The sequence below is a fragment of the Anaeromyxobacter oryzae genome (assembly GCF_023169945.1).
GTDB lineage: Bacteria > Myxococcota > Myxococcia > Myxococcales > Anaeromyxobacteraceae > Anaeromyxobacter > Anaeromyxobacter oryzae.
Genome location: NZ_AP025591.1, coordinates 897,422 through 911,778, shown reverse-complemented (window position 1 = coordinate 911,778; position 14,357 = coordinate 897,422). Strand labels below are relative to the sequence as shown.

Here is a 14,357-nt window from a genome sequence, read left to right as displayed (position 1 = left end):
ACCGGCGGGTCGCCGGCGTTTGACGTGCTCGGTCCCCCGTTGCTAGATCGCGGGCACCATGCAGGTCAGGTTGAATGGAGAGCTCCGGGAGATCCCGGATGGGATGACCGTCGCCACGCTCCTCGCGCACCTCAACGTGAAGGCGCAGCGCGTCGCGGTCGAGGTGAACGAGACGGTCGTCACGAAGGATCGCTACGAGGCCCAGAAGATCGGGGCGGGCGACTCCGTGGAGATCGTCGCGTTCGTGGGAGGAGGGTAGCCGTGGCCGACACCTGGAGCATCGGGAAGTACAGCTTCACGAGCCGCCTGCTCGTCGGGACGGGCAAGTATCCCGACTTCCCCACGATGAAGCGGGCGCTCGTCGCGTCGGGCGCGGAGGTCGTGACCGTCGCCGTCCGGCGGCTCGACCTCTCGAAGAAGGGCGAGGCATCGCTCCTCGAGTGGATCCCGAAGGACATGAAGCTCCTGCCGAACACGGCGGCGTGCTTCACCGCGGAGGAGGCGATCCGGACCGCCCGCCTCGGCCGGGAGCTGGAGATGGGCGATCTCGTGAAGCTCGAGGTCATCGGCGACCGCCGGACGCTGTTCCCCGACGTGGAGGGGCTCGTCGAGGCGTCCCGCGTGCTCGTGAAGGAGGGCTTCACGGTCCTGCCCTACACGAACGACGACCCCGTGACCGCGAAGAAGCTCGAGGACGTCGGGTGCGCGGCGGTGATGCCCCTCGGAGCGCCGATCGGCTCGGGGCTCGGTCTCCGGAACCCGTACAACCTCCGCATCATCATGGAGACCGTGAAGGTCCCGGTCCTCGTGGACGCGGGCGTCGGCACCGCGAGCGACGCCGCGCTCGCGATGGAGCTCGGCGCGGTCGCGGTCCTCATGAACACCGCCATCGCCGAGGCGAAGGATCCGGTGCTCATGGCGGAGGCGATGCGGGCCGGCATCGAGGGCGGCCGAAAGGCGTTCCTCGCCGGCCGCATCCCGATGAAGCTCCACGCGTCGGCGTCGTCGCCGATGACGGGGCTCCTCGGGACCTGAGGCGACCCGAAACCTGAACCCGGACCCGGGGTGATTCCGGGTACCGGGCGAGCGCACGGCTGGTGTACCCTTCCCTCCTTCGAGGGGAGGGTGACGCGTGACGCTCGCCGTCGTCGTGGTGCTGCTCGCGGTCCATGCCGCGTCGCCGGGAGAGCCTGCGGACCCGCCGGCGCGACCGTCCGACGCCGCGCCGGCGGACGAGGCGCCGGCGGACGAGGCGCCGGTCGCGGCGAAAGCTCCGGCGTCTCCGCCAGCCCGCGCCGCGGACTCGATGCCCGACCCGCCACCCGCGATCACGCCGGCGCGGCCCGGCGACGAGGGCGTCTTCTGGCTCCGGTTCGGCGAGACCATCGCCGGCCGGTTCGTCTCGACCGGCCCGGGGGGCGACGAGGTGGAGCTCCGCACCGGCGATCGGGTGCGCTTCCCCGCGGGCGCGATCGTGGGCCGCTACGGCGACCTGCCGAGGCTCGGGGGTGACCCCCGGGACGAGGATCCCGCGTGCGGCCATCACCTGCACGTCCCCTCGGCCCTGGCGCTCCGCGCGGGCGACGTGGCGGTGAGGGCGACGGCCGCCGCCTTGCCCGCCGTCGACGCCGGCGTGACGCCGTGGCTCACGGCGTCCGTCGCGCTCTCGGTGCCGTCGCTGTACGTTCCGTCGCTGGACGGCGCCTCCTTCCCCCGGCCCGCCGTCGCCGCGAGCATCGCGGTGCACGCGCATCCGCTCGGATGGCTCCACGCGCTCGGCGGCGTGCAGGCGATCTCGGGCCGCGAGGGTGCGGTCGCGCTGCTCTACGGCTCGGTCACCGCCGGCACGCCGGCCGCGCACCTCACCGTGTACGCCGGTCCGCCGCTGCCGGAGGCGGAGCGGCTCGGGCGGTTCGACGCGGTGGTGGTCGCCGCGGCCGGCACCGTCAGCGTCTTCCCGCACGTCGCGCTCGTCGGCGAGGGCTGGGTGACGCCCCGCGCCGACGCGCGCGAGGCGCTCGGCGCGCTGGCGCTGCGGCTGTTCGAGCGACGGTGGTCGGTCGACGTCGGCTGGATCCAGACGACGGCGGGGGAGGGCGCACCGTGGTTCGCGCTCGGATGGAGGGGCACGTGGCGACGAGACTGATCGGGCCGTTCGCGGCGGCACTCGCGGCGGTTGCCGCGCTCTCCGGGTGCGTCCTGCACGACGGCCGCCAGGCGGTCACCATCGAGCCGGCCGGCACGCTCTACGCGTCGGACGCGGTGGTCCTCCGCGTCTCCGCGCCGTCGAAGGACGTCTCGCTCGAGCTCGACGGGCACGCCCTGCCCGGCACGTGGCCGACCGGGCGCGACTTGCGGGTGCCGCTCGAGGCCGCCCCCGGCCGCCATCGCCTCGTCGCCCGCGCCACCTCCGGTGCGCTCCCCTCGTCGGCCGAGCGCGACGTCGAGGTCGACCCGGCGCCGTTCGGGATCGCCTCCGTCGATCCGGCCCCCGGCACCGTCACGGTCGGCGGCGCCTTCAACGTGCGGGTCACGTTCACGAACCGGATCGAGGCGGGCACCACGCCGACGGCGGCGCCGCTGCGGGGCACGCTCGAGGCACCGTCGATGATCGCGGTCGACGGCGACCGCCGCGGCGTGACGCTCACCTTCTCCTCCCTCGGCGACGCCGGCGAGATCGGCGTGGTCCTCGGCGTCCTGCCCGTCGGCCGTCAGTGGGGCGTGTCGTACCAGCTCGGCCCGTGGCGGGCGCCGGCCTTCACCGTCGCGGTGACGTCGCCCGCGCCCGGCACCCGGGCAGTCGGCCCGCTCCACTTCGTCGCGTCGGCGTCGGGCGAGGTCCCGGCAGCGGCCGAGCTGGTCGCCGGGGACCGCGTCCTCGCCGCGCTCGGCCCTCCGCCCTGGGACGTCGCGTTCGACCCGATGGTGCTGCCGGACGGCGTCCACCGGCTCGCGGTCCGCGCGCCCGGGTACCACGTGCAGGGCGCGTTTCCGGACGTCGTCGTCGACTCCACCGTGCCGCGCGTCGTCTCGTGCGTGCCGGAGTCGAGCGCGCCGGATCAGGCGCGGTCCGGGGAGTGCCTCGTCGTCACGTTCAGCGAGCCGGTGTCCGGGTCGTTCGGCGATGCGGCCATCGTCGCCGGCGGCGTGCGACGCCCGACCGCCTCGTCGGCGGCGTACAGCACGCTGCGCCTCTGTCCCACGCAGCCGCTCCCGCCCGAGTCGCTGCCGGTCGAGGAGACCGTCGCGCTGCCGCCGCTCGTCGACGCCTCCGGGAACCCGCTCGCGCCGTTCACCTGCTCCGTGACGGTCCGGTCGTGGCGGGCGACGTACGGGACCGGCGGGATCGCCGCTGGCCTCGTCGCGGCGGACGTCTTCCAGTCCCCCGCCACGTGTCCCTACGACGGTCCGTACGCGCCGACCCTGTTCGCGATCCCGCCGCCCGGCGCGCCCGGCGCGGGGCGGGTCCAGGCCTGGGCCGCGCCGAACGGCGTCTGGTCGCTCGCGTCGGTCGCGAGCGCCGAGGCCGGCTCGACCGCGAGCGATCTCGCGTCCGGTGCTTGGATCGAGCGCACCGGCGCGGGCGTGGGGCACGTCTACTTCTGCGACGCACCCGGGGTCGCGCTGAACGCCGACACCGGCGAGGACGCCCGTCGCCCCGCGGCGGAGCCGGAGTGGCCCTCGATCGCGTGGTCCGAGGCGGATCCCGCGGGGGGACGGCGCATCCGCGTGAAGCGCTTCAGCTACGGCCTCGGCTGGCGGGACGACCTCGGCTCGCCCGCGCGCCTCGCGGACGGCTCGATCGCCGACGCGCCCGCGGTCGCGGCCGACGTCCGTTCGGACGGCTATCTCCGCCAGCTGCTCGCGTGGATCGAGACGGCGCCCGGCGGCGTCCCCCAGCTCCGCGGGGCGGAGGCGGTCTTCGGGTGGACGATCCTCCCGCAGGTGGCGAACCGCGACGCCGCGGTCGGCGTCGTCGACGTGGTCCTGGGCGAGATCGCCTCGTCCACGGGCGCGCTCGCGTGGCAGGAGGGCGATCAGATCGTCGCCGCGCTCCGGCCCCGCGGGGGCGAGTTCGGCGCGGGCCAGGTGCTGAACGTCGACGCCGCGCACGCGGCGCGGCTCCCGCGGCTGAACCTGTACGCCGACGCGCCCACCGTGTACTGGGTCGAGCGCACCGCGTCCGGGGACGAGGTCTGGGCTCGCCGCTGGAGCGGCTCCGGATGGGAGCTCCTGCCGGGCCCGGTCAACGATGGTGCGGAGGGGAGCGCCATCCGCGAGCTCGACGTCCTGGGTGGCACGGTCGTCTGGACGGACGACGCGAGGGTCGTGCGGCTCAGGGAGCGCGGCTTCTAGGGCTTGCTCGGTCCCCATCCCGGACCTCGCCCCCGGGGACGAGCGCCTGCTGGACCACGGCCCCCGCGCTCGGCCGCGCGCTCCGTCGTGGCTGCCGCTCTCCTCCGCGCCGCCGCGGGAGGCGGGCGGCGCATCGGCCGTACCGTTTGCCGCCCGGCGTTCGGATTGCGATCATCACCGGCGGAGGGAGCCGGGTGCCGACCACGCGCAAGATGCTGCTCATCGAGGACGACGCGGAGACCCGCGCCGCCCTCACCGAGCTCTTCACGAAGGCCGGCTTCGGCGTGGTCTCGTCCGACGAGGGCCGCAAGGCGCTGGAGCTCGCCGCCGTGACGAAGCCGCAGGTCGTGGTCCTCGACCTCGTGACCGGCGGCATGAACGGCTGGGAGTTCCTGGAGCGCCGGCGGAGCGAGCCCGCGCTCCGGGACGTGCCGGTCGTCGTGCTGAGCGCCCGCCGCCGCGAGCCACTCGACGTCGACCTCTTCCTCACGAAGCCCGTGGCTCCCGAGGCGCTGCTGCGGGCGGTGCTGGCCCTGACGGCGCGGCCCCGCACCCGGGCGTGAGGCGGAGTCGCCGGCGGTCGCGCGGGCGATCAGCCGTTCGGCGTGATGCGCGTCGCGTCCTCGGCGACGAACCGGAAGACTCTGGAGGGCTTGCCCCAGCTCCCGGCGGTGAAGCCGCGGCAGACCTTGTCGTAGGCCTCGGGGTGCTGGTGGGGCGCGAACTCCTCGACGGTCCCGTGCAGCGCGAAGCCCTGGAACGTGTCCAAGTCGACGACGATGCGGGTCTCCTGCCGGTTCGACTTCAGGTTCATGTACGTCTTCAGCGCGAGACCGTCGCCGTGGTACAGCACCGGCTTCCCGTTCTTCACCTCGTGGTGGAAGATGAAGCGGGGGGAGATGTTCGCGGTCTCCCCGACCCCGACGAGCGCGTATCGCACGCCGCCGACGATCTGCTGCAGCTCCTCGAAGGGCACGTTCTCGAAGAACTTGAGCGTGTAGGGGCTGTGGTGGACGGTGAAGATCGACGATCCCTTCACCACGAGCCCGTCCGGACCATCCTCGAGCAGATCCGAGGCGCTCGTGTTCAGCGAGAGCGGCTTCGTCTTCACCTGGAAGCCCTGGTACTGCTCCACGCGGGTGAGGTGGACGGTGACGCACTCTCCCCTGGTCGGCGAGCGGGCGATCGGCCCGACGAGCGTGATGCGGAGCTCGCGCCCGGTCGGGCCGGGCTCGAGGCGCTGCACCCGGTTCACCGAGACGGCGTTGAACGTGCCGGCGAGGCTCGTCGTCCCCATGAACGACAGCACCTTCTCGTACTTCACCGTCGGGAAATGCGCCGCCTGCTTCGCCTTCTGCTCTTCGAGGAAGGCGAGGAAGCTCTCGAGCTCGCTCGACACGATGCCTCTCCCGCGCAAGGATGAATTCCGGGAGGCGAGATTACGGATGGCGGTCCCGGTTGTCCACCTGATCACGGACCGGCGGCTCTCTGCCGATCTCGAGGCGCGCGCTGCGGCCGCGCTCGCAGGGGTCCCGCCGGGGGCCGTCGCGATCCACCTGCGCGAGAAGGATCTCCCCGGGGGCGCGCTCCTCTCCATGGCGCGGGCGCTCGCCGCGGTGTGTCGCGCCCACGGCCAGCTGCTCCTCGTCAACGATCGCGTCGACGTCGCGCTCGCGGCGGGCGCGGACGGCGTGCACCTCCCCTCCGCCGGCGTCCCGCCCGCCGACGCGAGGCGCCTGCTCGGTCCCGCCGCCCTCGTCGGGGTCTCGTGCCACTCCGCGGACGACGTGCGCCGCGCGCGCGACGGCGGGGCGAGCTTCGCGACGTTCGGACCGGTCCACGACACGCCGTCGAAGCGCGCCTACGGGGCGCCCGTCGGGCTCGGCGCGCTGCGCGCCGCCGCGGCGCTCGGGCTGCCCCTGGTCGCGCTCGGCGGCGTCGACGCGGGGAACGCCGCCGAGGCGTTCGCCGCCGGGGCGCGCGGCGTCGCGGCGATCCGCGCGTGGCTCGCCGGTCCGGATCCCGCCGCCGCGGTGCGCGCGCTCCTCGCCGCCGCGCCGTGAGCCGCGGACGTCAGCGAGGCGCCAGCGCGAGGAAGTACTGGTAGGGGAGGAAGGTCCGCTCGTCGACGAGCCGGAGCCCGGCCTCCCGTGCAGCGGCGAGGAAGTCGTCGCGGGAGATCTTCAGCTCCGGCGGAGGCCCGACCGGCAGCGAGCCCGGGTGGAAGTCGACGTTCACGATCCGGCCGCCGGGCGCGAGCCGGGTCGCGAGCCGCCGTAGCGTCGCGACGCCGTCCGGGAAGTGGTGGAACGTGTTCACCACGAGCACGACGTGGCACGGCTCCGGCGGGATCGGCGCGCCGTCCGTGGCGAGGATCGGGGTCACGTTCGAGACGCCCGCCGCCCGGGCGCGCGCCTCGAGCAGCGCCAGCATCCGCGGTTCGACGTCGATGGCGAGGACGCGCCCCGACGGGCCCACCGCACGCGCGAGCCGGAGCGTGAAGTACCCGGGCCCCGCGCCCGCGTCGCACGCGACCTGGCCGTGCGCGAGCCCGAGCGCGGCGACGACCTCGTCGGGCTTCTGCCAGCCGGCACGGTCCTCGCCCTCCAGCTTCGCGAGGTAGGCCGCGAAGTCCTCCGGGTTGCGGTGACGGTCGAAGCCGCCGTGGTCGTGGCCCGCGCCGTGATCGTGATGGTGTCGGTGTCCGCCCATGCCGGGGGAGAGCCTGGCCCGGCGAGAACGCTTCGCGCCGCGCCAGGGAGGGGCGTCCGGAGGCGGCGCCGCCAGGGTGCGCGCCGCGCCGCACCCGGGTATATTGCGCGCGCCATGGGCAGCCCCGTGTTCGAGATCTCGAAGGACTTCGTGTTCAGCGCCGCGCACCAGATCCGCTTCCACGGCGGCAAGTGCGAGCGGCTGCACGGCCACAACTGGCGCGTCCGCGTGCACGTGCGCGCTTCCCAGCTGAACCGCATCGGCATGGTCATCGACTTCGCCGACCTGCAGAAGCTGGTCGCCGAGGTCGGCGGCCGGTTCGACCACCAGACCGTGAACGAGGTCCCCCCGTTCGACGAGGTGAACACCACCGCCGAGCTGCTGGCCCGCTTCTTCTACGTGGAGACGGCGCGGCGGCTCGAGGAGCGGGAGGCCGGGCGGGTCGTCGTCTCGCGCGTCGAGGTCTGGGAGAACGAGGGCTCGCTCGCGGTGTACCGCGAGGAGTGACGGGCGGGCGCGGTACCGGGCCGGCCTAGTCAGAAGCGCGAAGTAACCTCGACCCCGTGCCCACCCTCTGCCTCGTCGCCACGCCGCTCGCGGCGACGCGCGCCGCGCGCCGCCTCTGCGACGCGCAGGGCGGGATCCTCTTCGGCCCCGCCGTCGCGACCGTCGACCGGATCGTCCCGGGGATCGTCGCCGCCGCGGGCGACCGCCGGCCGATCCTGCCGCCGCTCGCGGAGCGGATCCTCGCGGCGGAGGCCGGCGAGGCGGCCGGGGGGGCGCTCGCCGGGCTGCACCCCGAGAGCGGCCTCGCCGCGGCGCTCGCCCGCGCGCTCGCCGAGCTCAGGCGAGGCGAGGTGACCGCGGCCGAGGCACGGGAGGCCGCCGGCGAGCTCGCGGGCGCGCCCGCCGCGCGCCTGCGGGCCGTCGCGGCGGCGCTCGAGGCGTACGAGGCTCGCCTCGCGGCCCTCGGCGCGCTCGATCGCGCCGGCGCCGCCCGCGTCGCGGCCGAGGCGGCCCGCCGCGGGGTCTCCTCCGCCGAGACCGGCGGGCTCGACCTGCTCGTCCTCGACGGCATCGCGGCGCTCGCGCCGGCGGAGTGGGACCTCGTCTCCGCCCTCGCGGCGCGCGCCCGCCGGACGCGCGTCCACCTGCCGTTCTGGCCGGAGCGGCCCGACGCGTCCGCGCCCGCCGAGCCGCTCCTCCGCCGCCTCGAGGCGCTGCACGAGATGGCCGCGCGGCGCGACGTCGAGGTCGTGCTCCCGCACGTCGACGAGGGCCGCGCGCCCCGGATCGCCGCGGCGCTGCTCGCGATGGGCGGTGGCCGCGCCGCCGCGCCCGCCGGCGACGCAGGTCTCGTGCTCGCCGCGGCGGGGGCCGGCGAGGAGGGCGTGCCGCGGGCGGCGGCGGCCGTCGTCGCGCGACTCCTCGAGCAGGGCCTCGCGCCGGCGGAGATCGCCGTCGTCTCGCCGGCGCCGCGCCGGCACGCCGCGGCGCTCGCGCGGGCGCTCGGCGACGTCGGGATCCCGTTCGCCGCCGGGCGCGGCGAGCCGCTCGCCGCCGTCCCGGTCGTCCGCCTCGTGCTGGACGCGCTCGCCGCGGCCGGAGCCCTGGACCGGAGCGCCGCGGAGCGGCTCCTGGGCTCCTCCTGGCTGTCGCGGCGGGGCGGCGCGGGGCTCCGCGGCCTCCTCGATCGTGCCGGCGCCCTCGACGGCCGCGTCTCGCCCGGCGAAGCGCTCCGGCGGCGCGCCGCGCTCGTCTCCGCCGGCAGCGGCGCCCGCGAGCGCGCGGCGCTCCTCGGCGCCGCCGACGCGGTCGACGCCCTGGACGCGCGCCTCCGGCCGCTCGCCGCGCCCGCGCTCGCCCGGGTCCATGCGGCCCGCCTCGCGGCGCTGGTCGACGGCGCGGGGCTCCGGCGGCAGGCCGCGCGCGGCCCGCGTCCGGTCGCGGCCCGCGACCTCGCGGCGCTCGCCCGCGTCGACGAGGCCGCCGACGCGGTGGTTCGCGCCGTGGCGCTCGCGGGCCGCGGGGAGGCCGCACTTCCGCCGGCCGCCTTCCGCGCGCTCCTCGCACTCGCGATCGACGAGGCGGCGTTGCCCGCCGGTCCGGAGCCGGTCGCGGGCGCGGTCGAGCTGTGCGGGCTCGACGAGGCGCCCGGGCTCGTCGCGCGCGCCGTCGTGGTGGCCGGCGCCGGGCGCGGGGCGTACCCCGCGGCGCCGCCGCCCGAGCCGCTCCTGCGCGACCCCGAGCGGCTCGCCCTGAACCGGCGCGTCCGTCGCGCCGCCGTGCCGGTCGCGGCGGCGCGGCGGGCGGAGGCGCTCCACCGGGCCTTCTCCGCCGCGGCCGCCGCGCGAGAGGCCCTCGCGTTCGTGTGGGCCGCTCCCGGGCCGGGCGGAGGGGGCGGGCCGCTCGCGCCGCTCGCGGCCGAGGCGCTCGCGGCGGCCGGCGTCGCGCCGCCCGCGGCGCCCGACCCGGAGCCGGGGCTCGCCCGGGCGCGCACGCCGCGCCAGGCGCTCCGGGCCGCCGCGCGGGGCGGGGCGGCGGCCGCCGCGGCGCTCGCGCCGACGCCGCTCGCAGCCCGGGCCGCCGACGCCCTCGCGCGCGGCGCGGTCGAGGCGGAGCGGCGGGCGGCGGTGATCGCCGGTCGCGCCGAGCCGGTCGCGGGGGCGGTGGACGGCGCGGCGGGCGCCGCCCTCCGCCGGGCGCTCCCGGAGGCGTGGGCGCCGACGCAGCTCGAGGCCTACGCGCGCTGCCCGTTCCGCGCGTTCCTCCGGATCGGGGCGCGCCTGCCGGATCCCGACGCGGCGGACCTCGAGATCGGTCCCCGCGACGAGGGGACGCTCGTGCACGCGGTCCTCGAGCGCTTCGTGCGTGGCCGCATGGCCCGGCGCGCGTGGCCGCCGGCGGGGACGCCAGAGGACCTCGCGGAGGCGCGCGCCGCGGCGGACGAGGTGTTCGCGCGGTTCGAGCGCGAGGGGCGGACCGGCGATCCCGCGGTGTGGACCGCCCGGCGCGAGGCGGTGCGCGCCCGCATGGAGCGGATGGTCCGCGCCGAGGCTCGCGATCACGGCGGGCTGACGCCGGTGGCGGTGGAGCACCGCTTCGGCCGCGGCGCGCCGGAGCCGGCGCTCGCGGTGTCCGCGGACGGCGAGACGGTGCTGCTCGAGGGCCGCATCGACCGGATCGACGCCGCGCCCGACCGCCTCCTCGTCCTCGACTACAAGAACGCCCGGAGCGGCACCGCCTACCAGGGCGAGCTCGCGCCGGAGGCGCTCGGCGAGACGAGCTTCCAGATCCCCGCGTACCTCCTCGCGGCGGCGCGCGCGTTCCCGGGCCGCTCCCGCCTCGAGGCGGCGTACGCGCTCGTCCGCCGCGCCGAGCGGACGAGGCCGCTCGCGCTCGACGCCGCCGACCCGCTGCTCGCGCCCGACGCCGTCGCCCCGCCGGGCGCGGAGGACGGGGGCGCGCCGCGGTCGTTCGCCGCCGCCGTCGTGGACACGGTGCGGAGGATCCGCGCGGGCCGGTTCCCCATCGCCTCGCGCGACTGCACCGGCTGCGCGTTCGGCGCGGTCTGCCGGTTCGAGGGCGCCGCCGAGCGGCGCGAGGAGGCCGGCACGTGAGCCGGCCCATCGTGTTCGGCCCGGCGGCGCGGGCGCTCTTCGAGCTGTCCGCCCCGACCGCGGTGTCGGCCGGCGCGGGCTCCGGCAAGACCACCGCGCTCGTCGAGCTCTGCCTCCGGCTCCTCGACGGCTCCGCGCTCGGGACGCCGTGCGCGCCCGCGGAGATCGTGGCCATCACCTTCACCGAGAAGGCGGCGGAGGAGCTCGGCGAGCGCCTCCGCGGCGCGATCGCGGCACGCGCGCGCGACGCGCAGGCGGCCGCGCCCGGCTCGGCGGCGGCGCAGGCCTGGCTCGAGCGGCTGCATGCGCTCGATCGGATGGCCGTGGGGACGATCCACGGCTTCTGCGGGCGCCTGCTCCGGGAGCACGCGCTCGAGGCGGGGCTCGACCCGGACTTCGAGATCGCCGACGAGGAGCGCGCGTCCGGCTGGCTCGCGGCCGCGGCGCAGGCGGCGGTCGTCGCGGCGCTCGACGCCGGCCGCCCCGAGGCGCGCGTCCTCGCCGCCGGCCTCGGCGCGAGCGGCGCCCGCGGCGGCCTGCCGGTGGTGGTCGCGGGGCTCGTCCGGGAGCGCTCGACGCGCGGCGACGCCGGCCCGCTCCGGACGGTCGCGGCGGACACGGTCGCCGCCGCCGCGGCCCGCGATCGCCTCCTCGCGCTCGCCGAATCGGTCGTGAACGCCAGTGGGGCGGCGTCGAGCCCGGCCGCGAGGGTCCTCGTCGACGCCGTCGCCGCGGCGCTCCGCGCGCTCGAGCCCGGCGACCGGAGGGATCCGCTCTCCGTCGCGGCCCTCGGCCGGCTCGCCACCCTCGGCGAGGCCGCGCGCGGTCGCATCCTGAAGGCGGACGGTCCGCTGCGGGAGCTCAAGGACGAGCTGGCGGCGGCCGTGGAGGCCTTCCTGCCGGCGGCGGCCCACGTCCTCGCTGCGCCGCAGGAGGCGGAGCTCGCCGCGATCGTGGCGGACGCGGAGGCGCGGTACGCGACGCGGAAGGCCGCGGCGCGGGCGGTCGACTTCGACGACCTGCTCGTGCGCGCCCGCGATCTCCTCCGGCGCGTCGACGCGCTCCGGCCGGAGCTACGCGGCCGCGTCCGCGCGCTGCTCGTCGACGAGTACCAGGACGTGAACCCGGTCCAGCAGGAGCTCTTCGACGTCCTCGCGCGGCCGGACCCGGCCGGGCCCGGGCCCGTGCTCGTCGCCGTCGGCGACCTGAAGCAGTCCATCTACCGGTTCCGCGGCGCGGACGTCGCGGTGTTCGCCCGGCTCGTCCGCGCCTTCGAGGCGGGCGCGGGGCGCGTGCTCCACCTGTCCGAGAACCACCGCTGCGCGCCGGCCGTGCTCGATCTCGTGAACGAGATCTTCGTGCGCGCGCTGCAGCCGCCGCCCGGCGCGCCGCCGCGGGACGACGAGATCGCGTTCGGCGACCGCGACCGCCTCGTCCCGACCCGGCCCGAGGGGGCGCGCCCCGCCTGCGAGCTCCTCGTCGACGACGGCGACGGCAGCGCGGCGGCCCGTCGCGAGCGCGAGGCCCGGGCGATCGCGGCGCGGATCGGCGCGATCGTGTCCGGCGCCGCGGGCGTCGCCGTCCGCGAGCGGCGGCCCGACGGCGGCGAGGCGCCTCGCCGCCCGCGGTCGGGCGACGTCGCGATCCTGTTCCGGCGGCTCACGCAGATCGCCCCGTACGAGCGCGCGCTCCGCGCCGCCGGGATCCCGTACCGGCTCGCGCGCGGCGGCGGCTTCTACCAGGCGCCGGAGGTCCGCGACGTCGGCGAGCTGCTCGCGGCGCTCGCGGATCCTTCGGACGCGGTCGCGTGGGCGGCGCTGCTCCGCTCGCCCGCGTGCGCGGTGAGCGACGGGACGCTGCTGCTCCTCGCGCAGGTGGGGCTCGGGCGGCTCGCGTGGATGGAGGAGGGGACGCTCGCGGCGGAGGTGGAGGGGAGGGTGAGCGGGAGCACGACCGCGACCGCGACGCATCCCCCGTCACACTCGACGTCACCGGATCCGAACCCGAACGCGAACCCGCGCGCCGTGCCCGGGCCCCGCGTGCCGTGGCCCGTGGGCCCTGGCCCGACCGCGACCCCGACCGAACCGCCCTCCGCCATCCCCGCCGCCGAGTGGTCCCGCCTCCTCCGCCTCCTCTCGACGTTCCGCGGCCTCCACGCGCTCCGCGATCGCCTGCCGGTGGACGCGCTGCTCGCCCGCGCGGTGGAAGCCCTCGATCTCGACGCCGCGCTCCTCGCCGGGCCGGACGGCGAGCGGAGGGCCGTGAACCTCGACAAGGCGCTCGCGCTCGCCATGCGGTTCGCCGAGGACGGCGGGACCGCGGCGGCCTTCGCGACGCACCTGCGGACGCAGGCAGCGCGGCCGCCGCGCGAGCCGGAGGCGGAGCTCGAGGCGGCGGACGCCGTCGCGCTCCTGTCCGTGCACCAGGCGAAGGGGCTCGAGTGGCCGGTGGTGTTCGTCCCCGATCTCGGCGCCCGCGCCCGGAACGACGGCCGTCGCGCGCTCCTGGACGGGGAGGGCCGGCTCTGCTCGATGCTGTACGCCCCCGCGCGGGAGGAGTTCGTCGAGACGGTGGCCGTGCGCGCGGCGCGCGACGCCGATCGGCGCTCCGCCGCCGCCGAGTCGCGCCGGCTGCTGTACGTGGCGCTCACGCGCGCGCGCGACCACCTCGTGCTCTCCGGCGAGGCCTCCAACGGGGCGGAGACCTGGCGCGGGCTCGTGGAGGCCGCGCTCGCCGAGCGTCCGGACCTCGCGCGGCGCGTGCCGGTCGAGGACGCGGCGACCGACGCGGCCGGTCCGCCCGTGGACGGCACGGTGCGCGTCGAGCCGGCGGCGAGCGAGCCAGCGGCCGCTCCCGTGCTCGCGCGACCGCCGGTCGTCGCCGCGCTGCAGGTCGCCGTCACCGATCTCGCGGAGTACGCGCGCTGCCCGCGGCGGCACCTGTACGCGCGCGTCCTCGGCGTCCCGGAGCCGCGGGCCCTCGCCGCGACGCCCGCCGCGGACGACCCCGGCCGCGCGACCGCCCGCGGCACGCTCGCGCACGCGATGCTCGCGGAGGCGGATCTCGGCGCGCCTCCGCTCGAGCGCCGCGCCCAGCTCGCCGCGGCGGCGGCACGGCGCGGCTACGATCCCGGCGCCGCGGGCGTCCGGAAGATCCTCGCCGAGGTCGCCCGGTTCTCCGAGTCGCCGGGCGGCCGCGCCCTCGCGCTCGCGGCGCGCGAGGGCCGCGTCGATCGCGAGGTGCCGTTCCTCCTCCGCCTCGACGGCGACGGGCCACCGAGCGTGTACCTCGTCGGCGCCGTCGACGCGCTCGTGCGGGAACGGAGGGGCGAGGGGCTCACCGTCGTGGACTACAAGTACGCGACGCCGCGGCCGGGATCGGCCGAGCGGTACCGGCTGCAGCTGCTCGCGTACGTGCTCGCCGCGGCCCGCGCGCACCCCGGCGCGAAGGTCCGCGCCCGCCTCCAGTTCCTCCGCGGCGACCACCGCGCGATCGACGTGACGCCGGGCGCCGCCGAGCTGGACCGCTTCGCGCGCACCGCGCCGCGGCTCGCCCGCGAGGCGCTCGAGGGCGGCGGCGAGCAGGCGCCCGCTGCGCTCGGGCGCGACGAGGCGCGCTGTCGCGCGGAGGGATGCGGGTACGTGGGCAGGTGCTACGGCAAGTGAGAAC

At 77.4% G+C, this 14,357-nt stretch carries 11 protein-coding genes; 9 read left to right on the top strand and 2 right to left on the bottom strand.

Annotated elements, in window-relative coordinates:
• The first annotated feature begins 58 nt into the window (after positions 1-58).
• From thiS to AMOR_RS03860, 5 genes are all read left to right on the top strand, one after another.
• Positions 59-259: a sulfur carrier protein ThiS gene (gene thiS / locus AMOR_RS03880; RefSeq protein WP_248358597.1), complete on the top strand. Its 201-nt coding sequence runs from the start codon at positions 59-61 to the stop codon at positions 257-259.
• 2 nt (positions 260-261) lie between these two features.
• Positions 262-1,035: a thiazole synthase gene (locus AMOR_RS03875; RefSeq protein ID WP_248358596.1), complete on the top strand. Its 774-nt coding sequence runs from the start codon at positions 262-264 to the stop codon at positions 1,033-1,035.
• 97 nt (positions 1,036-1,132) lie between these two features.
• A complete protein-coding gene (locus AMOR_RS03870) occupies positions 1,133-2,146 on the top strand; it encodes a hypothetical protein (protein ID WP_248358594.1) in 1,014 nt (337 codons plus the stop codon).
• Positions 2,131-4,356 (top strand): Ig-like domain-containing protein, encoded by a 2,226-nt coding sequence (locus AMOR_RS03865; RefSeq protein ID WP_248358591.1) that lies wholly within the window; start codon positions 2,131-2,133, stop codon positions 4,354-4,356. The genes AMOR_RS03870 and AMOR_RS03865 overlap by 16 nt, the downstream gene beginning before the upstream one ends.
• Positions 4,357-4,550: 194 nt before the next feature.
• Positions 4,551-4,919 (top strand): response regulator, encoded by a 369-nt coding sequence (locus tag AMOR_RS03860; protein ID WP_248358589.1) that lies wholly within the window; start codon positions 4,551-4,553, stop codon positions 4,917-4,919.
• Between the two features lie 29 nt (positions 4,920-4,948).
• Here AMOR_RS03860 and AMOR_RS03855 read toward each other — a convergent pair whose 3' ends face one another.
• Positions 4,949-5,755, bottom strand: coding sequence for a hypothetical protein (locus tag AMOR_RS03855; protein ID WP_248358587.1), 807 nt, complete (start codon positions 5,753-5,755; stop codon positions 4,949-4,951).
• Between the two features lie 46 nt (positions 5,756-5,801).
• On the opposite strand from AMOR_RS03855, the gene AMOR_RS03850 reads away from it, so the two are divergent.
• Positions 5,802-6,419: a thiamine phosphate synthase gene (locus AMOR_RS03850; protein ID WP_248358585.1), complete on the top strand. Its 618-nt coding sequence runs from the start codon at positions 5,802-5,804 to the stop codon at positions 6,417-6,419.
• A gap of 10 nt (positions 6,420-6,429) precedes the next feature.
• Here the strand turns inward: AMOR_RS03850 and AMOR_RS03845 are convergent, their stop codons facing one another.
• Positions 6,430-7,068, bottom strand: a complete 639-nt coding sequence (locus AMOR_RS03845) for a class I SAM-dependent methyltransferase (RefSeq protein WP_248358583.1) — start codon at positions 7,066-7,068, stop codon at positions 6,430-6,432.
• Positions 7,069-7,182: 114 nt separating this feature from the next.
• On the opposite strand from AMOR_RS03845, the gene queD reads away from it, so the two are divergent.
• The 3 genes from queD to AMOR_RS03830 are packed head-to-tail and all read left to right on the top strand — an operon-like array spanning position 7,183 to position 14,353.
• A complete protein-coding gene (gene queD, locus AMOR_RS03840; protein ID WP_248358581.1) occupies positions 7,183-7,575 on the top strand; it encodes a 6-carboxytetrahydropterin synthase QueD in 393 nt (130 codons plus the stop codon).
• A gap of 56 nt (positions 7,576-7,631) precedes the next feature.
• Entirely contained in the window at positions 7,632-10,688 is a 3,057-nt protein-coding gene (locus tag AMOR_RS03835; RefSeq protein WP_248358579.1) for a PD-(D/E)XK nuclease family protein, read from the top strand.
• Positions 10,685-14,353, top strand: a complete 3,669-nt coding sequence (locus AMOR_RS03830; protein ID WP_248358577.1) for a UvrD-helicase domain-containing protein — start codon at positions 10,685-10,687, stop codon at positions 14,351-14,353. Before AMOR_RS03835 ends, AMOR_RS03830 begins: the two co-directional genes overlap by 4 nt.
• Positions 14,354-14,357: the final 4 nt, after the last annotated feature.

Excerpts from the sequence above, each read along its gene's own strand:
- AMOR_RS03845 (WP_248358583.1), bottom strand. The coding sequence starts at position 7,068 with ATGGGCGGACACCGACACCATCACGATCACGGCGCGGGCCACGACCAC.
- thiS (WP_248358597.1), top strand. The coding sequence starts at position 59 with ATGCAGGTCAGGTTGAATGGAGAGCTCCGGGAGATCCCGGATGGGATG.
- queD (WP_248358581.1), top strand. The coding sequence starts at position 7,183 with ATGGGCAGCCCCGTGTTCGAGATCTCGAAGGACTTCGTGTTCAGCGCC.
- AMOR_RS03850 (WP_248358585.1), top strand. The coding sequence starts at position 5,802 with ATGGCGGTCCCGGTTGTCCACCTGATCACGGACCGGCGGCTCTCTGCC.